Origin of the sequence: Blautia sp. CAG:257, assembly GCF_000433815.1 — a bacterium.
Lineage (GTDB): Bacteria > Bacillota > Clostridia > Lachnospirales > Lachnospiraceae > Blautia_A > Blautia_A caecimuris.
The window spans coordinates 24,134-49,790 of record NZ_HF999126.1; the positions used below are offsets into that span (position 1 = coordinate 24,134).

General features: G+C 44.6%; 16 protein-coding genes and 3 pseudogenes. 14 read left to right on the forward strand and 5 right to left on the reverse strand.

Features of this window, described 5'->3' with window-relative positions; all coding sequences use genetic code 11:
* The first annotated feature begins 81 nt into the window (after positions 1–81).
* Positions 82–789 (forward strand): CPBP family intramembrane glutamic endopeptidase, encoded by a 708-nt coding sequence (locus tag QVP40_RS13570; protein ID WP_288200609.1) that lies wholly within the window; start codon positions 82–84, stop codon positions 787–789.
* Between the two features lie 42 nt (positions 790–831).
* On the opposite strand, the gene QVP40_RS13575 is transcribed toward QVP40_RS13570, so the two are convergent.
* Entirely contained in the window at positions 832–2,187 is a 1,356-nt protein-coding gene (locus tag QVP40_RS13575) for an MATE family efflux transporter (RefSeq protein ID WP_022068905.1), read from the reverse strand.
* 229 nt (positions 2,188–2,416) lie between these two features.
* Between QVP40_RS13575 and QVP40_RS13580 the strand changes: the two genes are divergently transcribed.
* The 5 genes from QVP40_RS13580 to QVP40_RS13605 all read left to right on the forward strand — a co-directional run bounded on the left by QVP40_RS13580 (position 2,417) and on the right by QVP40_RS13605 (position 13,903).
* Complete coding sequence (locus QVP40_RS13580) at positions 2,417–3,904, forward strand: TIGR02677 family protein (RefSeq protein WP_022068906.1); 1,488 nt, start codon at positions 2,417–2,419, stop codon at positions 3,902–3,904.
* Between the two features lies 1 nt (position 3,905).
* Entirely contained in the window at positions 3,906–5,051 is a 1,146-nt protein-coding gene (locus tag QVP40_RS13585; protein ID WP_022068907.1) for a TIGR02678 family protein, read from the forward strand.
* Positions 5,044–9,147 (forward strand): TIGR02680 family protein, encoded by a 4,104-nt coding sequence (locus tag QVP40_RS13590; protein WP_022068908.1) that lies wholly within the window; start codon positions 5,044–5,046, stop codon positions 9,145–9,147. Before QVP40_RS13585 ends, QVP40_RS13590 begins: the two co-directional genes overlap by 8 nt.
* Before the next feature lie 3 nt (positions 9,148–9,150).
* On the forward strand, positions 9,151–10,512 hold the full coding sequence (locus QVP40_RS13595) for a TIGR02679 domain-containing protein (protein ID WP_022068909.1): 1,362 nt from the start codon (positions 9,151–9,153) through the stop codon (positions 10,510–10,512).
* A gap of 538 nt (positions 10,513–11,050) precedes the next feature.
* Positions 11,051–13,903 carry a cobalamin-dependent protein gene (locus QVP40_RS13605; protein WP_022068910.1) on the forward strand — a complete coding sequence of 951 codons (2,853 nt, stop codon included), beginning with the start codon at positions 11,051–11,053 and terminating at the stop codon, positions 13,901–13,903.
* A gap of 241 nt (positions 13,904–14,144) precedes the next feature.
* Here the strand turns inward: QVP40_RS13605 and QVP40_RS14025 are convergent.
* From QVP40_RS14025 to QVP40_RS13625, 3 genes and pseudogenes are all read right to left on the reverse strand, one after another.
* A pseudogene (locus tag QVP40_RS14025) lies at positions 14,145–14,785 on the reverse strand (MATE family efflux transporter).
* Positions 14,782–15,485 (reverse strand): annotated as a pseudogene (locus QVP40_RS13615) (MATE family efflux transporter). Before QVP40_RS13615 ends, QVP40_RS14025 begins: the two co-directional pseudogenes overlap by 4 nt.
* Positions 15,486–15,490: 5 nt before the next feature.
* Complete coding sequence (locus QVP40_RS13625) at positions 15,491–15,787, reverse strand: oligopeptide/dipeptide ABC transporter ATP-binding protein (protein ID WP_288200610.1); 297 nt, start codon at positions 15,785–15,787, stop codon at positions 15,491–15,493.
* A gap of 137 nt (positions 15,788–15,924) precedes the next feature.
* Between QVP40_RS13625 and QVP40_RS13630 the strand changes: the two genes are divergently transcribed.
* From QVP40_RS13630 to QVP40_RS13640, 3 genes are read left to right on the forward strand one after another with little or no spacing between them, the layout of a single operon-like run.
* On the forward strand, positions 15,925–16,113 hold the full coding sequence (locus QVP40_RS13630) for a hypothetical protein (RefSeq protein WP_288200611.1): 189 nt from the start codon (positions 15,925–15,927) through the stop codon (positions 16,111–16,113).
* A complete protein-coding gene (locus QVP40_RS13635; protein ID WP_022068915.1) occupies positions 16,113–16,943 on the forward strand; it encodes a carbohydrate ABC transporter permease in 831 nt (276 codons plus the stop codon). The genes QVP40_RS13630 and QVP40_RS13635 overlap by 1 nt, the downstream gene beginning before the upstream one ends.
* Before the next feature lie 41 nt (positions 16,944–16,984).
* A complete protein-coding gene (locus QVP40_RS13640) occupies positions 16,985–19,411 on the forward strand; it encodes a glycoside hydrolase family 31 protein (RefSeq protein WP_022068916.1) in 2,427 nt (808 codons plus the stop codon).
* Between the two features lie 191 nt (positions 19,412–19,602).
* On the opposite strand, the gene QVP40_RS13645 is transcribed toward QVP40_RS13640, so the two are convergent.
* Positions 19,603–20,787, reverse strand: a complete 1,185-nt coding sequence (locus tag QVP40_RS13645; RefSeq protein WP_022068917.1) for an iron-containing alcohol dehydrogenase — start codon at positions 20,785–20,787, stop codon at positions 19,603–19,605.
* Positions 20,788–21,067: 280 nt separating this feature from the next.
* Between QVP40_RS13645 and glyA the strand changes: the two genes are divergently transcribed.
* From glyA to QVP40_RS14030, 5 genes and pseudogenes are all read left to right on the forward strand, one after another.
* Entirely contained in the window at positions 21,068–22,306 is a 1,239-nt protein-coding gene (glyA, locus tag QVP40_RS13650; protein ID WP_022068918.1) for a serine hydroxymethyltransferase, read from the forward strand.
* Between the two features lie 117 nt (positions 22,307–22,423).
* On the forward strand, positions 22,424–23,626 hold the full coding sequence (locus QVP40_RS13655; RefSeq protein ID WP_022068919.1) for an NRAMP family divalent metal transporter: 1,203 nt from the start codon (positions 22,424–22,426) through the stop codon (positions 23,624–23,626).
* A 77-nt stretch (positions 23,627–23,703) separates the two neighbouring features.
* Positions 23,704–24,432 (forward strand): 5-oxoprolinase subunit PxpB, encoded by a 729-nt coding sequence (gene pxpB, locus QVP40_RS13660; RefSeq protein WP_022068920.1) that lies wholly within the window; start codon positions 23,704–23,706, stop codon positions 24,430–24,432.
* Between the two features lies 1 nt (position 24,433).
* The gene (locus QVP40_RS13665; protein ID WP_022068921.1) at positions 24,434–25,438 is read left to right on the forward strand and encodes a biotin-dependent carboxyltransferase family protein; all 1,005 of its coding nucleotides are present in this window, start codon (positions 24,434–24,436) and stop codon (positions 25,436–25,438) included.
* 85 nt (positions 25,439–25,523) lie between these two features.
* Positions 25,524–25,657, forward strand: a pseudogene (locus QVP40_RS14030) (acetyl-CoA carboxylase biotin carboxyl carrier protein); the annotation flags it as partial.

The following is a 25,657-nucleotide window of genomic DNA, read 5'->3' on the forward strand; positions in this document are numbered from 1 at the left end:
AGGGTACTCTACCCCTGCGGAATCCATTTTCTTATCAGTCAGATCGTAGGGTATGCAGCTCTGGCAGTAATATGCTACAGCATGGGATACGGCTTGGAGTTTTATCAGTCTCAGACTATTCTGATGACAGGAATTACTGCGCTTTTGACAATGATTCCCTGTATCTGGTTTTATCAGAAGGATAAAAGCGCAAGAATTGTCAGGGGATTGATTCCGGAGCAGCCGGGAAAGAAGCTGAAGCCTGGAGAAGGAATCCTTTTACTTCTGGTGGGAGCGTCACTTGCCACATTTGCCAATATGCTGGTGGCTTTGTTGCAAAATGTTCTGAATGTACAGGAATATCAGGAAAATATGGCACAGATCACAAATGGAAAAAGCTTGTTTATGCTCATCTTCTGGATGGGAGTGATCGCGCCGCTTGCAGAGGAGATTGTTTTTCGCTGGCTGATCTATCTGCGGCTGAGAGATTATACCAGGGTGGCAACGGCGGCAGTGATATCAGGAGTATTTTTTGGTGTTTATCACATGAATCTTACCCAGGCTGTTTATGCAGGAATCCTGGGATTTGTATTTGCGTATTTCCTGGAGATCACAGGAAGCCTGTGGGCAAGTGTTCTGCTTCATATGGGAGCAAATATCTGGTCGCTGATCCTTCCGGAGCTGCTGCTTCGGATGCCGGAGGAACAGATGATCACCACTGCAATGGGGATATATCTAGTTCTTTTATGTGTACTTGGGACAGGCAGCAGTTACTTTAAGAAACGTGCATGTCACAGGAGAATGGTTTGAAAAAGCAGCTGCTGTACGAAATATTCGTGCGGCAGCTGCTTTTTACCCACGGGAATTAAAATGCAGCCAGTCTGATTTCAGATAAAAAATCAGAAATACAATGGAGCTTAGTGTCCAGGTCAGAGGATAAGCCCAGAAGATCACCTGAATAGAGGGGATCAGCTTTACGATAATGGTAATATAGCTTACCCGGATGATGCACCAGCAGATCATCATGACAAACATGGGGATGATGGATTTTCCGGCTCCCCGGAGAAGGCCTGCCAGACAATGAGAAAATGCCAGCAGGAAATAGAACAGAGTCACTGTACGAGCCTGCTGTACTCCAAAGGCTACCACATCCGGATCACTGTTAAAGGCTGCAATCAGCACAGGGGAGGCAAAATAAATGATGATTCCTATGCACTCTGCCATAATAAGACTGCAGATAATACCGAAGCGGGCGCCTTTTTTTGCTCTGTCATACTTTTTGGCCCCAAGATTCTGGCTGATAAAGGTAGTCAGAGACATAGAAAAGCAGGTGATCGGAAGAAAACCAAACCCTTCTACCTTGGAATAGGAGCCGCATCCGGCTACTGCCAGTTTGCCAAAGCTGTTGATATTAGACTGGACAACCACATTTGCCAGAGAAATAATGGAATTCTGAATGCCTGCCGGCAGTCCGTTGGAAATGATTTGGCGGAGCATAACCGGGTTCAGCTGGATCTTTCGCAGAGACACCCGGTATTCCTCCGGACTTTTCCTTGTCAGGCGGTTCAGGCAGAGGAAGGCACTGACAAACTGGGAAATGATCGTGGCAGCTGCGGCAGATCCTACACCCATGTGTAAAACACCTACAAATAAAAGATCCAGGCAGATATTTACCAGTGAGGAAAATATCAGATAATACAGAGGATGTTTGCTGTCGCCTACAGACTGCAGGATACCCACAAAATTATTATAGAGGACAAAAGCCACAGAACCCAGGAAATAGATACGGAAATACCGGATGGAATTGGGGAGTACGTCTGTGGGAGTCTTCATCAGAACCAGGATTTTTGGCGCAAGAAGAATACCCAGAATCGTCAGGAGAACCCCTGAGATCAGCCCAAAGCCTATGGTGGTGTGGATGGCTTTCTGCAGATCCTTTGTCTGTCTTGCCCCAAAGTAACGGGCAATTACTACTCCGGCTCCAATGGCGATTCCATTAAAAAATCCTACCAGAAGAAAAATAAGACTTCCGGAGGAACTGACAGCGGCCAGGGCATTGCTGCCCAGAAAATTTCCTACGATCAGAGAATCAGCAGTATTGTAAAGCTGCTGAAAAAGATTGCCCAGAAAAATAGGAATGGCAAAAGCAGTCATCCTTTTCCAGATTGGTCCTTCTGTGAGAAGTGTTTTTGAGGAAGTGGCGCTCATATGTAAAACCTCGCTTGTTTATTAGTTTAATTCTCTTGTAGTTTACTACACTAAATTATACTGAAAAGCAACAGGAATTGTCAAGGAAGCGCTGGTTTTTAGCAGTATCCAAACTGAGATTATATGAAAAAGGATTTTAGAAAAATTCTTGAATCTCTGTTGTCTGTATGCTATCATAAAAAGGTAACAAAAGTGGGAAAATTGAAATGACACACCCGAGGAAAATATAATGAAAATTCAGGAAAAAATGAGAAAGCCGATGATGGAGGCAAAATATCTGAATGTAGAAAACACAGAAAGATATCGCCCGATCATCCGGCTTTTTTATTTAAAATACGAAAAACTGAAATACTGGCTGTATCAGGAGGAGGTATTCGAAGAGCTGAAAGAGGATCCTTCTTTTGCAGAATATACAATGATACAGTGTCAGCAGGATCTGGCGGCTTTGGCATCATGGGGAAACCTGGTAACAATTCAGGATACCAGAAAGGTCAGCAGTATTGAGGAGTTCAAAAATAAAAAATTTCGTTATCAGCTTTCAGAGACAGCAGTAGAAGTAGAACGAATGGTAATACGGGTGGAAAACCTGTTCATTGAAGGTTCTTCTCTGGAACCAACTCTGTTGGAGAGACTGCGGATCAGTCTTGAGAAAATGGAAGAAATGGCTTCCCGGAATGAGGAAAAGCTTTATGGATGGTGGAATGATCTGAATAATGATTTTATCCGTCTGAATCAGAATTATCAGGACTATATGCGTGAACTGAACAGTGTTAAAGCAGAGGAAATGATGAAGACCAGGGAATTTCTTCTGTTTAAGGACAGGCTGATCGAGTATCTGCGGTCATTTGTAAAAGGGCTTCAGGCAAACGTATCTGCAATTGAACAGAAGCTTCGGAATATGGACAGAGAAACTGTGCATCAGATTTTGGAAAAAGCTACGGCCTATGAGCTTTCTATTCCCCGGATGGATGTTGAGATAGATGATCAGATGATTTTTGATAAGAATCAGGGTCGCTGGGAGAGTATCGTGGAATGGTTTTCCGGAAAAGACGGGGCGGAGTCTGAGGCTGGGAAGGTATTTGATACCACAAATGAAATTATCCGTAAAATCACCAGATATGCTGCGCGAATCAGTGAGATGAGCAGTCAGGGCTCCAACCGCAGGGAAGAATACAAAAAAGTAGCCCGTATTTTTCATGAGTGCAGGGATATTCAGCAGGCCCACAGACTGGCTGCTGTTGTATTTGGCATAGAGAAGCCTTTTCATTTAAAAGGGAATTTACAAAGAGAAACAGACAGCATTAACAGCGGCGTATACGAAGAAGCTCCCGGTGTGATCACACTGACTCCAAGAATCCGTACCTATCGGGAAAAGGCAAAGAGAACAGGAATTCGTGATCATTCAAAAGAAAAAGAAGAAATGCGTGCGTCAGAAATAAAAAGACTGGAGCAGGAAAGAAAACTGCTGAAAAGCTATATCAAAGATAATCGTCTGGAGTTTGCCTCTCTTCCGGAAATTGAGCCTCAGGTAAGAGATATTTTTCTTTTATGGCTGTCAAAAGCACTGGAAAGGAAGGATCACAGGGCAAAGACGGAAGAAGGCCAGATTTATTACATTGAACAGGCGGATGTGCAGGAATACTGTACTCTGAATTGTACGGACGGCACTTTTCAGATGCCTGCCTATACCATGATATTTGAGGAAGAGAAGGACTAAGATGAATGTACTGGAGATTTTGCTGAACCGGAGATGGATCCTGAAGTCGAGAGATCGGGAACTTTATTATCAGGTAAAAGAGAAGCTGGCTTCCGGTGAGGAAAAGAAATTTTTGAGAGAAAAGCTGGGGTATCAGGTGATTGTAAATCCCTATTTGATCAAGGTAGAAAAAATGCCTGCTGTGCCGGAAAACTGGATGGGGATTTTGGACTTTAAAGAGCCTGTGGAGTATGTGTTTTTTTGCCTTGTACTTATGTTTTTGGAGGAGAAGGAAGCAGAAGAACAGTTTGTGCTGTCTGAGCTTACAGAGTATGTACAGAGTCAGTATGAAGGGGAGCAGATTGACTGGACGGTTTATCGGTACCGCCGTCATATGATCAAGGTGATGAAATACTGTACTGCCTGTGGGCTTCTGAATATAGACGATGGAAGCGAAGAGGGATTTGCCCGGGACTATACAGGAGAGGTTCTGTATGAAAATACAGGTGCTTCCAGATATTTTATGAAAAATTTCACTCAGGATATTATGGGCTACCATTCACCGGAGGACTTTGAAAAGGAAGAGTGGATCGACGTCAATGAGGACAGGGGAATTGTGCGGAGACAGAGAGTTTACCGGAGACTTTTGATGTCTATGGGCATGTATAAGGATTCAGATTCAGAAGAAGATTTCGCCTATGTGAGAAATTACAGAAATATGATACAGGGAGAACTCTCCGAGCTGTTTGACTGCGAGCTTCAGGTTCACAGAAACAGTGCGTTTTTGATTCTGAATGAAAACAGCCATCTTGGCAGATGTTTTCCGGAGGAAAATACCTTGTCAGATATTGTTCTTCTGTTTAACCGAATTCTGCAGGAAAAGCTTCAGACAGGAGAAATTCAGGTTCCTCTTGATGAGCAGATCAGGATTCCAAGGGAAGCCTTTCAGAGACTTGCAGAAGAATGCAGAGAGAGATTTGGAGCAGCCTGGAATAAAACATATCGGGAAATGACTTTTGGAGAAATCTATCGGGAGATGGCTGACTATATGAAAGAATTAATGCTTATAGAAGAAAAACAGGATGAGATTGTTATAAGACAGGCAGCAGGAAAGATCATGGGAGTTTACCCGGCAGATTTCTCATTAGAAGGAGGACAGAATGAATAACAGTAAGTGGCAGATCAGCAAGGTGGGGCTGATTGATTTCTGGTATTATGATGAAGAAGAATTTGATTTTCTGGACGGCCGTATGCTGCTAAGGGGAGCAAATGGTTCAGGAAAATCTGTTACCATGCAGAGCCTTATTCCGCTTCTTTTGGACGGAAATATGAGACCGGAACGTCTGGATCCCTTTGGCTCCAGGGCAAGAAAAATGGAAAATTATCTTCTGGAAGAGGGTGATGACCGGGAAGAACGGACCGGCTATCTTTATATGGAATTTAAACGCATGAAAAGTGAGGAATACATGACCCTTGGACTAGGAATCCGCGCCAGAAAGAATAAAAAGCTGGAATCCTGGTATTTTTGTATTACAGACAACCGACGGGTTGGAAAAGATGTTTTTCTGTATAAGGATGTGGACAACCGTATTACCTGCTCAAAGGCAGAACTGAAAAATCGTATTGGCGACGGCGGAAAGGTAATGGAAACCCAGGGAGAATATGCGGCCTGTGTGAACCGTCTTCTGTTTGGGTTTGAGACTCAGGAGGAGTACAGGGAGTTTCTGGAGCTTCTGATCCAGCTTCGTACGCCTAAATTATCAAAGGATTTTAAGCCTACAGTAATCAATGAAATCCTCAGCAGTTCTCTGCAGACTCTGTCGGAAGATGATCTGCGCCCTATGTCAGAAGCAATTGAAAACATGGACAGCCTGAAAACAAATCTGGATTCTTTGAATGAGAGCATAAATGCTGCCAGACAGATTGAAAAGGTATATGATCAGTACAATCAGATTGTCTTGTACGACAAGGCTATGATGCTGACGGAGGCTCTGAAAAATCTTGAGGATTGTGAAAAAACAGAAAAGGAGCTCTCAGAGAGTCTTATGAACAGGGAGAAGCTTTTGATTCAGGAGAAGCAGCATTATGAAGCTCTGGCATGTGAGGAGACGGTATTAAAAGAAGAAAGCAGTTCTCTTGCGGAAAGTGATGCGGCAAAGCTGAAAGATCAGGAAATAAAGCTGACGCAGGATCTGGATGAAAAGCGGAAGGAAGAGAGAAAAAAAGAGGCTCAGGAACAGGAGAAAAAAGAAAAACATCTGGATGCAAAGGAAAGGCTCAGACAGGAAAATGAGAGAAATGAAACTATCTGGGCTGACATGGAAGGCTGTCTGGATGAAATGGAAGAGGAAATGGAAGATATCCCCTTTGATGAGTTTTCTTTTTTAAGGAAAGAACTTCTGGAAGACAGGAATCCTTCTTATTCGTTTTCATCTCACAATGCTTTATTAAAAAAATATACAGACAAGGTGGAAGAAGGAAAAGAGGGGCTTACGGAGGAAAAAAACTGTCAGGATCGATATGACAGATACCTGAAAGAGCTGGATGTCTGTCAGCAGCAGCGGGATCAGGCGGAAAGATCAGTCCAGCAGTATGAAAAACTGTTTCAGGAGACAAAGGCAGAGCTGACAGAAAAAATTTATATCTGGGCTCACGAAAATCAGGAGTTAAAACCAGAACCGGATGCACTGAGGGAAATGACCCGAAAAATTCAGGAGTATGAATTAGGGGAGGACTTTCTGGAAATCCGTGATTCTGTAAAAGGCATTCTGTTCAGTAAGGAAAATGAATTGAACCGGGAAAAGCTGCAACTGGAACAGGCTCATGGCAAAGCACAGGAATCCTTTGAAGAATTAAATGCAGAACTTGAAAGCTGGAATAATAAAAAAGATCCGGAACCGGAGCAGCCAGAATGTGTAAGACAAAATCGAAGAAGACTGAAGGAACAGGGAATACCCTATCAGCAGTTTTATAAAATCATAGAGTTTGACACAGGATTAACTAGAGAACAGGCAGACCGCATAGAAGAGGCTCTTATGAATATGGGAGTTCTGGATGCCCTGATTATCTCAGAGGAATATCGGGAACAGGTGTATTCTCTGGACCCAGGCGTCTGCGACAAATATATTTTCAGTGACGTTTCCCATGTGAAAGAGAATCTGACTCAGGTCCTGGACGTGGATAATGGAGAGCAGGATATTCTTTTATATCATAGCATCTCCAATATTCTTTCAGCAATAGGATTTGGAAGCCGGGAGGAGCAGAGCGGTCATTCCTGGATTGACAGAGAGGGAAATTACCGGATTGGAGTGCTGGAGGGTACGGTTACAAAGGAGTATAAAGCGCGTTTTATTGGTGCCCGTGCCCGGGAAGAATACAGGAAAAGTAAGATAGAAGAGCTGACAGTCCTTTGTGAACAGGAAGAAAAAGAAATCCGGATGCTGGAAGAAGCTATAGTGCAAAATGAAGAAAGAAGGAACAGGCTTCAGAGAGAATGGTTGGAGTTTCCAAAAGAGGATGATCTGAAAACAGCGGCAAAGGCCCTGGCAGAGTGTGAATATAAGTTGGAAATTTCGGTAAGACAGCTGGGAGAACAGCAGATCATTACGGAAAAAGAAAGAAAAAATCTGGATCAGATTCGGATTAAGGTCAGGGAGCTTTGTTCAAAAGCATATTTAACGCCTCGTCTGGAGCTGTTTGTACAGACGCTGGATGGGCTGAGAAATTATAAGGAGCTTTTGGCTAGTCTCCAGGTTTTATGGGGAAATTATCAGAATGGTCTCCGATTTGTGGAAAGTCAGGAAGCGTATCTGGAGGAGCTGGAACAGGATCTGGACGAAATACGGTATGAAAGAATTCGGATTCAGCAGAAAATACGGGAATTGGAGGGGCTTTTGGATTCTGTGAGAAAACAGCTGGAGCTTACGGATTATGAGCAGATACAGGAACGCCTGGATTTCTGCATGAAGCGTCTCTTGCAGCTTCCGAAAGAACGGGAAAACAGTGTAAGGGAACAGGAAGCCCTGGAAGGTGAAATCCAGACGCTTGAAGAAAAAATCAAGGAAAACGGTATAAAGAAACAGGAATTTCTGAAGAAACAGGAAAAGTATCAGTATATTTTCCAGAAAGAATATAATTTAGGGTATGTGGAAAAAAATTTTGTAATTACAGAGGATATGGATGATCAGGCGCGGAAGGTGTGCAGGATGTTTGCAGGAGGCTTTGGAAATAAGAAACAGAGCGACCTGTTTGGAAATCTTCAGGAGATTTATCATCAGAACCGGGGATATCTTCTGGATTATCAGATTACTCTGTTGTCTCTGTTTGGTGATCTGGATGAGGACAGTCTGTTTTATGAAAAAAGTGTAAAGCGAATTGATATTTCGGCAAAATATCGGGGAATATCAGTGACTTTTAAGGAACTGATCCGGAAATTGACAGAAGATGCGGAATCATTGTCTGCTCTTTTAAATGAAAGAGACCGGGAGCTGTTTGAGGATATACTTGCAAACACAATCAGTAAAAAAATCAGGATAAAGATCCAGGCAAGCAGGCGCTGGATAGAAAAAATGAATACACTTATGGAATCCATGCAGACCTCAAGCGGATTGAAATTAAGTCTTCGCTGGAAGAATAAGCAGGCTCAAAGAGAAGATCAGCTGGATACCAGATCTCTGGTGGAGCTGCTTCAGAAGGATGCGGAGATTATGAGGGAGGAAGAGGTTGAGAGCCTTTCCCGTCATTTTCGGTCAAAAATTGAGGAAGCCCGTAAAATTTCAGGAGAAACCGGCGCAGTTCAGTCCTTCCATGCAACTATGCGGGAGGTACTGGACTACAGAAAGTGGTTTGAATTTCAATTGGAGTGCCAGAAAACAGGAGAGAAGAAGCGGGAGCTGACAGACAGAGTATTTTTTACCTTCAGCGGAGGAGAAAAAGCCATGTCCATGTATGTTCCTTTATTTTCAGCAGTGGTGGCAAAATATGCAGGAGCCAATGAGGATGCGCCAAGGCTGATTTCTCTTGACGAGGCTTTTGCCGGTGTAGATGAAACCAATATCCGGGATATGTTCCGTCTGATGGTGGAATTTGAATTTAATTTTATGATCAATTCTCAGATTTTGTGGGGCGATTATGATACGGTTCCGGGACTGGCAATTTATCAGCTGATCCGACCGGAAAATGCAAAGTTTGTTTCTGTGATCCGCTATATCTGGAATGGAAAGAAAAAGATCATGACAACAGGAAGTACGGAACAGAGGTCATAGGAAATGACAGAAGGAGAGAAAAATAAAAACCTGAAGGAATGTCTGGAATATTTTCGTGAGCGTCCGGTTTATAAAAAGTTTTTCTCAAAATGGCGAGAGAAATATGCCGGACTGGGATATCTGGGCGGTAAGATAACGCTGACCGGATTGGATCAGGAGGAGAAGGCTCAGCTCAGTGGCTTTTTTCAAAAGGATTATACAGAAAGCAGGACTGTGACAATTTCTGCGCAGGTGTTTGAAAAAAGGCTTCAGAACAGCCGTTTTGCAGGAATTTCGGGAGAAGAGCTGCTGAAAGCATATTTTGAACAGCCATTGGTAATAAAAAAAGAAGAAAAACAGAAGGAACTGGAAAAAAGAGCTTTTTATTTCAATGATATTATAAAAAAATCTCAGGGAAATACGGCTTCTGTATGGCTGAAGCTGGTTCTGGCAAATCACCTTCCAGGTTATGAAATTCTGATTCAGCAGTATGGAGGTGATCCGGAGACATTTCGCAGTGTGCTGGAGAATTTTATGGCTGCAGTTCAGAGACTTACAGAAATGTTTAGAGAAGGAAACGGCTGCAGAGAACTGCTTCCTGTATTTTCTGCAAAGGTCACAGGCAATCCTCATTATTTTGACGCAGGTACTGCTGCCGAAAAATTACTGACTGCATTTTTTTCATGGCAGTTGTCGGACACAGACTCAGAGAAAATGACAGGTGCAGAGGAAAAGAACCGCCTTTTTTATCAGTGCGGGCTTTTGAGAGACGATTTGTCTAATGAGGTTCTGGCTTATGGTATCCGGGGCTGGAAAAGAGATGGAAGTCTTCACAGGGGAATAGAAGGATTTTTTCTTGAGAAGGAACCCATGCGTCTGACGCTGCACACCATGGGCAGTATTGAGGTTATCAGGGCGCAGCGGAAACAGGTTTATGTAGTAGAAAATCCGGCAGTATTTTCTGTTCTGACAGCCCGATATCCGGAATGTGCGGCTGTGTGTATCAATGGACAGCCAAGGCTTGCCGCTCTGCTTCTGCTGGACAGCCTGAAGGGCAGTCACAGATTCTTTTATGCAGGGGATTTTGACCCGGAAGGTATCCTGATTGCTCAGAGGCTGAAAGAACGATATGGTGAAAGTCTTCATCTCTGGAAATATGATAAAAAATGGTATCTGCAGTTTCTGTCCGAAGTGGAACTGAATCCCAGACGGCTTAAAAAGCTGGAACAGGTATATATAGACGAGCTTCTGGAAATCCGGGAGTGCATGAAAAAGAAGAAAAGAGCTGCCTATCAGGAGGCTATGATGGAGATTTATCTTGATGCAGTAAAATCTGAAGAGTCAGAAAATGGTTTTGTATCATCATCAGCAGATGAAAATGAATAAAATATTGTCAGAGGGTTACTGTTGTCGAATGGTGTCGATGAGATTTTGTTGACTTTCAGGCAGGAGGAGCATATACTGATAGTAGCTAAAAACGTTATGATTCTGACATTAGCGAAAACGAAAACCCCGGAAGTCTGCTACACTTCCGGGGTTTTCTATTCCTTTTATGTAAGGAGGCTTAGACCTTGAGGCTGTTACTGCCTGTTGTTTTTGTCCAGCCATTTGCAGATATAGTAGCTAACTATACCTGCTGCGACAGAAACAAAAAACGTCATGATAAGTTCTGACATCAGCATTCACCTCCTTTCTGCTGGAGGTTCGGCAGCAACTGTATTGTATCATTTGCAGTCAGAAAAATATGTCATATTCTGGTTACAAAGCTTGAAAATTTCAGCAGTGCAGAGGGATTTCTTTTAAATGCCTGTAATATGTAACTGAGAAAATTAAAATAGTACACATAAATAAAAAAATAGCAGAAGAAAATACAAGCTCTCCTGGGGTAAAATAAACTCAGTAATAACATACAGGAGGGTATGCCATGATAATCATTGGAGAAAAACTGAACGGTTCCATTCCGTCAGTTGCTAAGGCCATTGCAGATAAGGATGCGGAACTTATCAAAGAGAGAGCCAGAAAACAGGCAGAAGCGGGCGCCACATTTCTGGACGTGTGTGCTTCTGTTGAGGAGGACGTGGAAGTAGAAACTTTAAAATGGATGATTGATCTTGTACAGGAGGTAACAGATACGCCGATTTGTGTAGACAGTCCAAGTGCAAAATCCTGCGTAGCAGCGATCCCGTTCTGTAAAAGACCGGGACTGGTAAACTCTGTTTCCCTGGAAGGAGACAAAATTGACAGGATTTTCCCGGTCATTGCGGATACAGACTGGGAATGTGTTGCTCTTCTCTGCGACAATGACGGAATCCCGGATTCTGTAGAACGCAGGATGAAGGTTTTCCATGGAATCATGGAAAAGGCAAAAGAGTACGGAATTGCTCCGTCAAGATTACATATTGACCCGTTGGTAGTAACTTTGTCAACAGATGAGACTGCACTTACTGTATTTGCAGACTGCTGCCGTCAGATCAAGGCGGAATATCCGGAAATTCATATTACCAGCGGACTTTCCAACATTTCATTTGGTCTGCCTGTAAGAAAAAATATCAATCAGGCATTTATGGTTCTTGCCATGAATGCAGGTATGGATAGCGCTATCGTAGATCCAACCAACAAAAATATGATCGGAATGATCTATGCTACAGACGCTCTTCTGGAAAGAGATGAATACTGCCTGAATTATATCGGGAAATTCCAGGACAGACCTCAGGAGTCAGAAGCAGAAGCGGCATCGCAGACACCGGCAGACGAGAAGATGCTGGCAGTCTTTAAGGCAACTCAGGACGGTAAAAACAAAGAAATCGGAAAATGTGTGCAGGATGCCATTGACGCAGGCTGCGATCCTACAGCAATTCTCAATGACGGTATGATCGGAGCTATGGCTGTGGTAGGTGAGAACTTCAAAAAAGAGATCATCTTTGTTCCGCAGATGCTGGCTGCAGCCCGCGCTATGAAGGCCGGTGTTGAGGTGCTGAAGCCGTATCTTGCAACAGGAGAGGCGGGAAGCGCAGGAAAGATCATTCTCGGTACTGTGGCAGGCGACCTTCACGACATCGGAAAAAATCTGGTGGGCATGATGTTTGAGAGCGCCGGATTTGAGGTTCTTGATCTTGGCGTGGACGTTCCCATCCAGACCTTTATTGATACAGTAAATGAACATAAGGATGCAACGATCGTTGCCCTATCCGCGCTTCTTACTACAACCATGCCGTCTCTGCGCGACACAGTTGCAGCTCTTCTGGAGCAGCCTTTCCGTCCAAGAATTAAAATTATGGTAGGAGGAGCTCCGATCACTCAGGAGTTTGCTGATGAGATCGGCGCAGACGCATATACCGAGGATGCGGCATCTGCAGCAGAGCAGGCAAAAAAATATGCGGATTCCGGTTTCTGTGCAAAGGTCGCAGCCGGAGAATTTGACCTTACTGAGGAAGAACTGAAAGCTTTTGAAGAAAAAAGAGCGGCAGAAAAAATAGAAGCAGCATCAAAAGAGAAAGCTGCGCCTGTAAAAGAAGCTGCAGTTCAGGTGAATTTTGACAAAACAAAAGTAGATATCAGCAAAGTACGTCTTCCCGGTCCGGGAGAAGGCTATAAGCTGAACTGGGAAGAAACAAAAGAGAAATTCCGTAATTACTGGGCTCACAAGAACACAGGCCGTCCGCTGATGTGCGTGATCGCAAGAAGACCGGAGATTGAACAGTATTCTGACGGAACTCCTGTAGACGGCGGATATCTGGGGCAGATCTGCCAGGGCAAATACTACAATATGCCGGATGAGCTGATGTGGAAGGATATGGAGGATAAATATCAGGATCCTCAGAGAATCGTAGACCGTTATCGTTTCTTCTGTGACACTCACGCATTCCTTGGCGAGAGTTTCCCGAACCTGAATGTTGACTTTGGACCGGGATCTCTGGCAGCCTACCTTGGATCCGAGATCGGCTTTAAAGAAGACACCGTATGGTTTAACAAGTGTCTGGACGGCTGGGATGGTGTTCCGAAGCTTCAGTTTGATCCGGAAAATAAATGGTTTAAGAAACATATCAATCTTGTGAAAAGCTGCCGTGAACTGGCTGGAAATGATTTTTATGTAGATATGCCTGACCTGATGGAGAATATTGATGTTCTGGCATCCCTTCGCGGAGCCCAGGAAACCTTGTTCGACCTTCTGGATGAGCCGGAAAAGGTAGGCGAGCGTATACAGGAAGTAACTGATGTTTACTATGATTATTATGACTGTTTCTACGATGCCATCAAAGACGAGGAAGGCGGCAACGCATACACTGTGTTCCAGATCTGGGGACCGGGAAGAACCGTGAAGCTGCAGTGTGATTTCTCAGCCATGATGTCACCGGAGGATTTCCGGAAATACATCCAGCCTTCACTGAGAACACAGTCTGAAAATGTGGATCATGTTCTTTATCATCTGGACGGACCGCAGGCGATCAAGCACATGGATGCTCTGATGGAAATTGACGGAATTGATGCTCTGCAGTGGACCAGCGGCGATGCCGGCCCGGACGGAACTCTTCCGGACTGGGATGTGATTTATGACAAAGCTATTGCAGCAGGAAAATCCATCTGGGTAAAGGTTTATTCCGGAGAGTTTGAGGACTGGATCAGAAACGTAGACCGTCTTGTAAAAAAATACGGTTCTCACAGCCTCTTCCTTCTGTTCCCGGAAATGTCCATGGAGCAGGCAGTATATCTTCTGGATTATGCAGAAAAGAACTGGAGCGATGTCAAAGGCACTTTCTGTGAGTCACTGGGAAGATAAATAAAGTTTACTTTTGAATTCCAATAAAATATATCCTGTAACACAGAAAAACCGCAGCAAAAGGGTTCCACGGCCCGGGCTGCGGTTTTTTGCTGCAGATGACGTTTCACGTTTCTAATTGATGGAAGTTCGAGACTATCGGACAGTGAAAAATGCCAGTTGAAAATAAAATTATGAACTTTCGTTTAGAGGGGCAGACACAGAAAATACTATGTTCTGCCCCAATATCATAATATTGCAGTTAGGGATTTTTCTTATATAATTTTATGCAAAACAACAATGCAAACACGATTCCTGATACTATCCAGGAGACAATGTAAATCCAGACAATAGTCTCCATTGTATTAAACTTGGGTAAAACAGTCCAAATACCGATAATTCGAAGAAGACAAATTGTAAGCAGGGTTGTAATCATGGGTGTTAGTGTTTCCCCAATCCCACAGCAGGCACCGGAAAATGCTTCTGCAATTGCATAGAAGATAAAAAATGGAGCCATCATCTGCATATATTTTATAACCAGAGGAATAAGGGCAGGAACATCTTTTTCCGCGATAAATAATGGACCCAGAATTCCTGAACCAAAATATAAAAAGAAACTTGTAATACCAACAGAAATAATAGACAATCCTGCACCCGTAAAAGTACCTTTTTTACTCGGTCAACCTTGCCAGCACCTATATTCTGCGCTGCATATGTAGTCATAGCTGGCCCCATAGAATCAGCAATCAGCCAGATAATCATATCAAGTTTGTCGCAAATTCCCCATGCAGCAATACTGTCCGTTCCCATTGTGTTTACGCTTGCCTGTATAATAGAGTTTGCAACAGGAAACAGCATAGACTGAAGCGCAAGCGGAAATCCTTTTTGTAGCATCATTTTCATATGCTTGCGGCAGATTCCATGATTAAATATGCTGATTTTTTTTCTATGAAATCAGATTTTTTCAAAATACCATATACCACAAATGCGCTGATAACCTGAGAAAGGACAGTTGCTGCAGCAGCACCCCACACGCCTGTACTAAAAACACCAACCAGAAGGAAATCTCCGGCAATATTTATTATACTGGATAAAATAAGAACGTACAGTGGCCGTTTGGAATCTCCAAATGCGCGCAAAATTCCGGCCGTCATATTATAAAGAATCATTGCCCATAATCCAGAAAAATAAATTTGACAGTAAATCTGGGCATCATGATAAATATCAGTTGGAACAGACATAATGTCAAGCAGGCGTGGAGTAAAATATACTCCGCATAGTGTACAGATGATTCCAAGAAGTACTGCAGTTAAAAGTGCGGTATGTACAGCGCAATATAAACTTTTTTGTCCTTTGCACCAAAATATCTGGAAATGATGATTGTTGCACCAGCAGCAAGACCATTCATAAAATTAATTGGAAATTTGAATAGTGTATGTACTGAATCAATGGCAGCAAGACCATTCTTTCCGGTAAACTGACCTACTATAATAGCGTCTGCTGTTGTGTAAAGCTGTTGGATCAGACTTCCGGCTATAAGAGGCAGGACAAACAGCAGCAGAGCTTTGGCAATATTTCCATGGATCAGATCATTTTTTTTCATAGAATCTATCCTTTGCTTTTTTTGAATAAATGGCAGGCAACATTATGATCTGTTTCTATTTCTATCAGGGCAGGATTTTCTTTCTTACAAATATCCATGCAGTGGGGACATCTTCCCTGAAAAGGGCAGCCTTCTGGCAGGTCCAGAGGGCTTGGTGTTTCGCCATTAATGCTTTCTATGGGATTTGAAAAATCCATATTTATATCAAAAATGGAATCCATTAAAGCTTTTGTATAAGGGTGTACTGCTTTTGCTAAAAGTTCTCTTCCATGTATAACTTCCACAAGATTTCCAAGATACATAACTGCAATCTGGTGAGATACAGACTGAACAAGTGCAATATCGTGGCAGATAAAGCCAATGGTAATATTTTTTTCTTTTTGAAGCTTTGTAATCAGTTCAATAATTGTTTGCTGAACAGAAACATCAAGAGCAGACGTTGCCTCATGCGCTGACAAACGGAGGACCGGGACACAGAACAGAGGTTATGTACACTGCAGTATTTAAGCAGTTTTCCCAGGGCCTGTATGCACAGGGCACCACTATCAGTTCCGTTATGTTCATTTTTATGGTGATCGTAGGCTACTTTATGATTAAGATTCTGACGAAAGATGAGGTGATCGAGTAATGAATGCGAAAACCAAGAAAACCATTCTGACAATATTAAAAAATATCCTTGCATGGATTTTTTCCCTGATCATGCTGATCCCTCTTCTTCTGATCGTGATCAATGCATTTAAACCGGATTCTGAGGCCCTTACCTTGTCTCTGACGCTTCCAAAGATTTGGGAGTTCAGTAATTTTGCAGTTGTGATTGAAAAAGGAAAGCTGGGAACCAGCTTCCTGAACAGTCTTCTGTATGCAGGCTGCGCAACGGTCATTACTGTAATCCTTGCATCCATGGCAGCCTATGTACTTGCCAGAAGACGGGGAAAAGCTGACAACAGACTGTATATGTACATGGTTCTGGGTATTGTAATCCCCATTAACTATGTATCTCTGATGAAAGTGATGCAGGTGACACAGTTAAATGATACAAGGCTGGGTATCATTCTTCTGTATGTGGCAATGCAGCTTCCGTTTTCTGTATTCCTTTTGTACGGCTTTGTGTCAAAGGTTCCGGTGGATCTGGATGAGGCGGCAGTGCTGGACGGCTGCGGACCCTGGAGACTTTTCTTTAATATTGTCATGCCGATGATGAAATCAAGTATGGTGACAGCGGCAGTTCTCTGCTTCCTGAATACATGGAATGAGTTCGTAATGCCTCTGTATTTCCTGAATTCTTCCGAAAAATGGCCCATGACACTGGCTGTATACAATTTCTTCGGACAGTATTCAAAGAGCTGGAACCTGATCTGTGCGGACATTCTTCTGACCTGTCTGCCGGTTATCATTATGTATCTGGTGTGCCAGAAGCATATCGTAGGCGGACAGACCGCCGGAGCAGTAAAGGGCTGATGCCCTTTTTCTGCTTAATCTGAAAATAAAGGAGAAGTATTATGGGTATTATGCAGAAACATGAATGGGAATTTCGATTAAAGGACGGAAACTGCAGGGTTCAGGCAGTACGTGACAATATTATCAGATGTTCTTACACAAAAAGAGAGAACTGGGAGCAAAAGTCACCTGTTGGCATTAAGGTATGTCCGGAAAGCTCTTTTAGTGTCAGTGAGGACGGAGAAAAAACTGTTTTCCGGACAGAGAGAGTGGTTCTGGAGGCTGACAGCAAAAACGGAGGCTTTGTATGGCGGAATGCTGATGACGGCCGTGTACTTTTGAAGGAGGGCCGCAAGGAACTGACAGAGGCTCCTCTTATGGTATATTCTACAGGGGGTGAGGAGCCTGTTATCAAAAGAGTTCAGACCGTAGACGGCGAGAGGAATTTTGTGCAGAATCTGAAGGCTGTGGAGGATCACATGGCCTTTCACGGAAAACTGAATTTCTGCTGGCAGCCGGACGAGCACATTCACGGCCTTGGACAGGGGGAGGAAGGCATTTACGATTATCGTGGAAATGTTCAGTACCTTTATCAGCATAATATGCGCATCCCGATCCCCTTCCTGATATCGGACAGGGGATATGGAATCCTGGTGGACTGCGGCTCCCTGATGACCTTTAACGACGACTGCAGAGGCTCCTGGCTGTATCTGGATATGATCGAGCAGCTGGATTATTATTTTATCAGAGGAGAAAACCTGGATGAGATCATCAAAGGCTTCCGTCTTCTTACAGGCCGGGCCGTGATGCTGCCAAAATGGTCCTTTGGCTATGTGCAGTCCAAAGAAGCCTACAAAACTCAGGACGAGGTAGTTGGCATTGCAAAGAAATACCGTGATCTTGACATTCCTCTGGACTGTGTGGTACAGGACTGGAATACCTGGGAGCCAGGCAAATGGGGAAACAAGCGTGTGGACAGAGAACGCTATCCAAGCCTGACAGAAATGAATCAGAAGCTTCACGATATGCATGTACATTCCATGGTATCGGTATGGCCGAATATGAATTCCGGAACAGAGGATTACGAGGAGATGAAGGCGGCAGGACATCTTTTTTATGATTATGCCACCTACAATGCTTTTTCTGAGGAAGCAAGAGAACTTTACTGGAAACAGGCGGAGAAGGAGCTGTTTTCCGGCGGCTTTGATTCCTGGTGGTGTGATTCTACAGAGCCCTTTTCCGGTCCGGACTGGAATGGTGAGTTTAAAAGAGAGCCATGGGAGCGCTTCCGCCTGGTAGGAGACGAGCACCGCAGGTTCCTTGGGGCAGAGAGGGCAAACCTTTATGCGGCTGCACATGCTCAGGGGATTTATGAAAATCAGAGAAAGTCCAATCCGGACAAACGTGTTCTGAACCTGACGCGCTCCGGTTATGCATCCAGTCAGAAATTTGGAACTGTCCTGTGGTCAGGAGATATTTTTGCCTCCTGGGATACCATGAAAAAACAGATCCATGAGGGGCTGAATATGTGTATGAGCGGTATGCCCTACTGGACCCTTGATATCGGCGGTTTCTTTACCGTAAACGAAAACTGGCAGCACAGAGGCTGCTCCTGCAGCAAGGATCCAACGCCAAAGTGGTTCTGGAGAGGGGATTACGAGGAAGGTGTGGAGGATTACGGTTACAGAGAACTGTATGTGCGCTGGTTTGAGCAGGGAGTTTTTCTTCCCATGTTCCGTTCACACGGCACGGATACCCCCAGGGAGGTGTGGAATTTCGGCAGGCCAGGCGAGCCTTTCTATGATGCGCTTGTAAAGAATATTGAGCTGAGATACAGACTGATGCCTTATATTTACTCCAATGCAGCAAGAATCTGGACAGATGATTATACAATGATGAGAAGCCTGCTTTTTGATTTTGCACAGGATAAACGCGCAGCGGCGCTGGGAGATGAGTATATGTTTGGCGACAGCCTTCTGGTATGCCCGGTAACAGAACCTATGTATTATGAGAGGGAAAGCCGCGCCATTGACCGTGAGAAGCTCTGGAACTGCTATCTTCCGGCGGGAACGAAATGGTATGATTTCCATACGCTGAAAGAATATGAGGGGGGCACAGAGGTGGAAGCGGACGCTTCCCTTGACCATATTCCGGTATTTGTAAAGGCCGGAGCTGTCATTCCCATGGAGCAGAAAATGCGCTATGCGGACGAGGCGGTGGATACACCCTTTGAGATCCATATTTATCCGGGCGCTGACGGAAGCTTTGTTCTGTATGAGGATGACGGAGACGGATATGCATATGAGCAGGGCAAATATAACCAGATTTCTCTTACCTGGAAGGATGATGAGTGCTGCCTGACAATCGGCGCAGCAGAGCATACCTTTGCACAGGGGCTGAAGGGACGTGAATGCCGCGTGATCCTGGAAGGAGATAAGGTGGAGAAACGTTTTGTATATGACGGAAAGGAGAGACGTATTTCTCTGTAAGAGAACAGGTGTGCTTCCGGCTGATTAAGTTTTCTAATCTCTGAAAGTGCTGTTCTGCATAAATAAAAAAGAATCCTGAAATTCACCTTTATTTCTGAAACAGATCAGGAATCTGCGGTGAAATTTCAGGATACTGACAAAAACTTTATTTCGATAGAAAAGACAGTTATCAGGTAGGCAGACCGGAAGGGTCAGCGGGCCATAAGATAGATTTTTTCCATGTCTTTCATATTCAGCTGTTTGAAGACGCCGATGGTACGGGTGTCTTCAAAACTGCATTTAAAGGCAAGCTCATGAATCTGTTTTTCACTCAGATCAAGACCGAGCTCCCGGAGGCTGGTGGGCATTTTTATGGAGCGGAAAAAATCTTCCATGGCTTCAATGCCGGCCAGCGCTGTTTTTTCAAAATCCACATAGCAGGGAATATCAAATACATTTGTTGCAAACTGGGCGAAGCGCTCCGGGTTTTCCAGATATACATATCGTGCCCAGCTTCCCCAGATAGCGGCAAGTCCGGCGCCGTGCGCCACATCATACAGACCGCCCAGCTCATGCTCAAGCTGATGGCAGGCCCAGTCGCCGCCACCTGTTCCGCAGCCTGTAAGCCCGTTGTGGGACAGGCTTCCGGCCCACATCACTTCGGCCCTTGCATTGTAGTTGCCCGGCTCTTTCATAAGTATTCTGGCATTGTAGATCACAGTCTGCATCAGGGACTCGCTGATGCTGTCAGTGATCTCCATAGTTTCCAGGTTGACAAAGTATCGTTCCATGGTATGCATGAGAATATCCACACATCCGCTCTCAGTCTGGTACTGGGGCAGTGTATAAGTAAGTCTGGGATTTAAAAGAGCGAATTTCGGACGGCAGAGATCGCTTCTGGTGCTTCCCCGCTTCAGCCATCCGTCCTCGTTGGTGATCACACAGGAACCGCTCATTTCACTTCCTGATGCGGCAATAGTGGGAATGGCGCCAATGGGAAGGCAGTCTTTGGGCACTTCTGTTTTCAGGAAGAAATTCCATACATCTGTCCAGGGGTTGGCAACGCCGTAGCCGATAGCCTTGCAGGAATCAATGACGCTTCCGCCTCCTACGGCAAGAAGAAAATCCACCTGCTCTTTTTTACACAGTTCAATTCCTTCGCAAACCTTGCTGAGTCTGGGATTGGACACAACGCCTCCCAGCGTGACAAAATCCACCCCGGCTTCGGCAAGGCTGGATTTGATCTGATCCAGAAGTCCGGAAGAAACAGCGCTTCCGCTGCCGTAATGGATCAGAACTTTTTTGCAGCCGTATTCTTTCAGAAGTTCGCCGACCTTCATGTGTGTATCTTTTCCAAAAATCACCCTTGTGGGGGTGTAATATTCAAAGCCTCTCATAGCAAATGCTCCTTTTATGTTAATACTTCACTCTATTATAAAAAAGATATCATAAATAGTCAAAAAAAACTTAATAAAATTGAAAAAGAATACAAAAATTTTTGTATGACGGACAAATGTCTTTTTCTCGTTGACATAGATAGGGGGTTCAGGTATAATCAATTCTAGTGTTGCGGAGAGCAGTAACAGTTTTAAGCACGGAAGGTCTGAGGGATTCAGAGAGTCTGAAGCAGACATGGACGTTTCGTTACGGAGAAAGATATTTACAAGGAGGATGAGCATGTATTCATTAGAAGAAATTCAGCAGACAGATAAAGAGATCGCGGATCTGATCCAGGCGGAGGTGCAGCGTCAGAATTCTCATATCGAGCTGATAGCATCCGAAAACTGGGTGAGCAGGGCTGTTATGGCAGCAATGGGAAGTCCGCTGACAAATAAATATGCAGAGGGATATCCGGGCAAACGATTTTACGGCGGGTGCGCCTGTGTGGATGAAGTCGAGCAGCTTGCGATCGACAGGGCGAAAGAGCTTTTTGGCTGCGAATATGTAAATGTTCAGCCTCATTCCGGAGCCCAGGCAAACATGGCAGTATTTTTTGCAATGCTGAAGCCGGGGGATACCGTGCTGGGCATGGATCTTGCCCACGGAGGCCATCTGACACATGGAAGTCCGGCAAATATGTCAGGTACTTATTTCCATGCGGTTTCCTATGGAGTAAATGATGACGGCATCCTGGACTATGACGAGGTTCGCAGGATTGCGCTGGAATGTAAGCCCAAAATGATCGTCGCAGGTGCCAGCGCCTATGCCCGCACCATTGATTTTAAGAAGTTCCGTGAGATTGCAGACGAGGCGGGAGCATATCTTATGGTGGATATGGCTCATATTGCCGGTCTTGTGGCAGGCGGACAGCATCCAAGCCCTGTCCCTTATGCTGACGTTGTAACAACAACCACACATAAGACACTGAGAGGCCCAAGAGGCGGACTGATCATGAGCAGCGCAGAAAATGCAAAGAAATTTAATTTTAACAAAGCTGTTTTCCCGGGAATCCAGGGAGGCCCTCTGATGCATGTGATCGCTGCCAAGGCGGTATGCCTGAAAGAAGCTCTGCAGCCGGAATTTAAAGAGTATGCCCGCATGGTAGTGGAAAATGCTCAGGCGCTCTGCAAAGGACTTCAGAACAGAGGCGTTGATATTGTATCCGGAGGAACCGATAATCATCTGATGCTGGTAGATCTGAAAAACCTTGGGGTAACAGGAAAAGAAATGGAAAATCTTCTTGACGAGGCAAACATTACCTGCAATAAAAACACCATTCCAAATGATCCTCAGTCTCCGTTTGTAACAAGCGGCGTACGTCTGGGAACACCGGCAGTAACCTCCAGAGGAATGAAGCCGGAAGATATGGATGTGATCGCAGAAGCCATTTCTCTGATGCTGAAAAGCCGTGATAACAGAGAACAGGCAAAGGCCCTTGTAAAAACACTGACAGATAAATATCCGCTTGTGGGTTAATCAAAAAATTCTTGTTGGATACTGTAAATTATGATATAATAAACAAAGAGTTTGAAGCAGGCACTCTGCGCAACGCAGAGTGTCTTTTTCTATCAAAAACGAAAAGGAGGAAAGAGCATGAGCGAAAAAAAGAAGAACGGAGGTGCGCTTCTGGGTGCAGCCTTTCTGATGGCAACCTCAGCGATCGGACCTGGATTTCTCACTCAGACATCTAAATTCACCAGTGATTTTCAGGCAAGCTTCGGATTTGTAATCCTGATCTCCATTCTACTGTCAGCAGTGGCGCAGATGAATATCTGGAGAGTACTGTGCGTGACAGGACTGAGAGGACAGGAGGTTGCAAATAAAGTGCTTCCGGGACTTGGATATCTGGTAGCTTTTATGGTGGTCTTAGGCGGTCTGGTATTTAATATCGGCAACGTTGGCGGAGGTGCGCTGGGCTTTAATACCCTTCTGGGAATTCCGACCAAGGTGGGATATGTACTTGCCGGAGTACTGGCAATCCTGGTATTTCTTTCCAGAAATGCAAAGGGCGCCATGGACACACTGACAAAGGTTCTCGGAGCGATCATGATCGTGGTTATTTTTATTGTGATCGTAGTTGTAAAGCCGCCGGTAGGTTCAGCCATTAAGAATACCTTTGTTCCGGATGCAGGCGTTCAGGCTCTTGTGCCTGCTATTATCACGCTTCTGGGCGGAACTGTGGGAGGATATATTACCTTTGCCGGAGCTCACCGTCTGATCGATGCAGGTATTACCGGTGAAAAGAATTTAAAAGAGATCAACAAAAGCTCTGTAATGGGAATCGGTATTGCAACGATCGTACGTATTTTCCTGTTCCTGGCAGTGCTTGGCGTAGTAGTAAAGGGTGTGGCTCTTGATCCTGCCAACCCGGCAGCAGATGCATTCAGAAAGGGCGCGGGAGAGATCGGATACCGTTTCGCAGGACTTGTTCTTTTGTGTGCGGCAATCACTTCGATCATCGGTGCAGCCTATACTTCCGTATCCTTTTTAAAGACCTTCCATCCGGCTATTGAAAAGCACGAGAATGGCGTAATTATCGGTTTTATCGCAGCATCTACACTGATCATGCTGATTCTTGGAAATCCGGCAACTCTTCTTGTTGTTGCAGGCGCTCTGAACGGACTGATCCTTCCGATCACTCTGGGAATCTGTCTGATCGCATCAAAGAAAAAAGCTATTATGGGAGAAAATTATCATCATCCCACATGGCTTCTGGTACTTGGAATTATTGTAGTTATTATTTCTGCTTATCTTGGAATCACAACCTTTGTATCAAATCTGGGAAGTTTATTCTGAGCATAGTGAGAACGGGGAAAGGTGTGGTCACAGAGGCTTACACCTTTTTCTGATATTTATGAATCAAGGAGAAAAACATGCAGAATATCAGAATTTTAACAGCAGGGGATTCTTCTATTTTGATTGAATTCGGAAAGGAGATCAGTCCGGAGATCAACAGGAAGATTTCTGCTACTATTCAGCTTATGAAGGAACAGCATATTGAGGGCGTGGTGGACATGATCCCTGCATTCTGTTCTCTTCTGATCAATTATGACCCCCGAGTGATCTCCTATGAGGAGATCCGCGAAAGAATGCAGGCGCTGGTAAAGGTGGAAGTAAAAGCCGGAGAGACCCGCAAAAGGATTTTTGAGATCCCGGTATGCTATGGCGGTGAATACGGACCGGATATTGCGAACATTGCAGAGCATGCAGGTCTGACAGAGGAAGAGGTGATCCGCATTCATTCCTCAAAAGACTATCTGATCTATATGCTGGGCTTTTTGCCGGGCTTTACCTATCTGGGCGGACTGGATGAACGGCTCCATACCCCCAGACTTGCCAATCCGAGAATACGGATCAGCGCAGGCAGTGTGGGAATCGGAGGTTCTCAGACAGGCATTTATCCACTGGACTCTCCGGGAGGCTGGCAGCTTATGGGCATGACTCCGGTAAAAACCTATGATCCGGACCGGGAAGTACCTATTCTGGTAGAAGCCGGAGATTATATCAGGTTTGTCCCGGTGGACGAGGAAGAATATCTGCGTATCAAGGATGCTGTGGAACGCGGAGAATATCAGTGCGTGATCCACGAGGAAGAGGTGTAAAATGGGAATTCGTGTATTAAAAGGCGGAATGATGACAACAGTTCAGGATCTTGGCCGTACCGGATATCAGAGTCAGGGATTTTCCGTGGCAGGCGTCATGGATGTGCGTTCCTTTAAAATCGCCAATCTTCTTCTGGACAATCCGGAAAACGAGGCAGTACTGGAAATGACGCTGATCGGTCCCACACTGGAATTTACATCAGCAACCATTATTGCCATTACCGGAGGAGATTTTCAGCCTCAGGTCAATGGAGAACCGGTACCTATGTACACGGCTCTCTATATGAATAAGGGAGATATTCTGAAATTCGGAAGCGCAAGAACCGGAAGTAGAGGATATATTGCCTTTTCCAGTTATCTGGATATTCCGGTGGTTATGGGAAGCCGATGCACCAATATGAAAAGCGGAATCGGAGGCTTTAAGGGAAGGAAGCTTCAGGCGGGAGATTATATGAATTTCCGTATAAAGAGAAGATATCTTCCGTTTTTCCTTTCCAGAAAGCTGGAGCCGGAAAACTTTGATCAGGATCAGGCAGAGATCCGCGTGGTCATGGGACCTCAGGAAGAGCTTTTCAGCAGACAGGGAATCGAGACATTTCTCGGCAGCGAGTATACAGTAACAAGTGATTTTGACAGAATGGGATGCAGACTGGAGGGGCCGTTTATCGCTCCAAAGGAAACCTCAGATATCATTTCTGACGGAATTGCTTTTGGCTCTGTGCAGGTTCCCTCTCACGGAAAACCGATCATTCTTCTTTCTGACAGACAGACAACAGGAGGATACGGAAAGATCGCCACAGTGGCGTCTGTAGATATTCCGGCAGTAGTCCAGAGAAAAACAGACCAGAAGCTCCGGTTCCGCGCAATTTCCGTGCAGGAAGCCCAGGCTCTTTATCTGAAAGAAATCGAAGAGCTGGATGCCATGAGAAAGATCATACATCAGCCCTGCAAAGAGGTTCTGGACTGCAGACTGGTTGCAAAAAGACTGAGGAAATTATTCGAATAAAGTTTTGTACAGGACAGTGCTGTGAGAGCAGCAGTCTGTACCTTCAGGTATCAATAGAAAATGCAGCAGAAAAGGAGAGATACGAATGGATTTAGAAAAAATTGAAGGACTGGTAAAAATAATCGAAAATTCTTCTCTGACAGAATTTACTCTGAAAGAGGGCAATATGAAGATCACAATGAGCAAGCTGGATCATCCTCCTGTAGTGGCAGCCGGAGT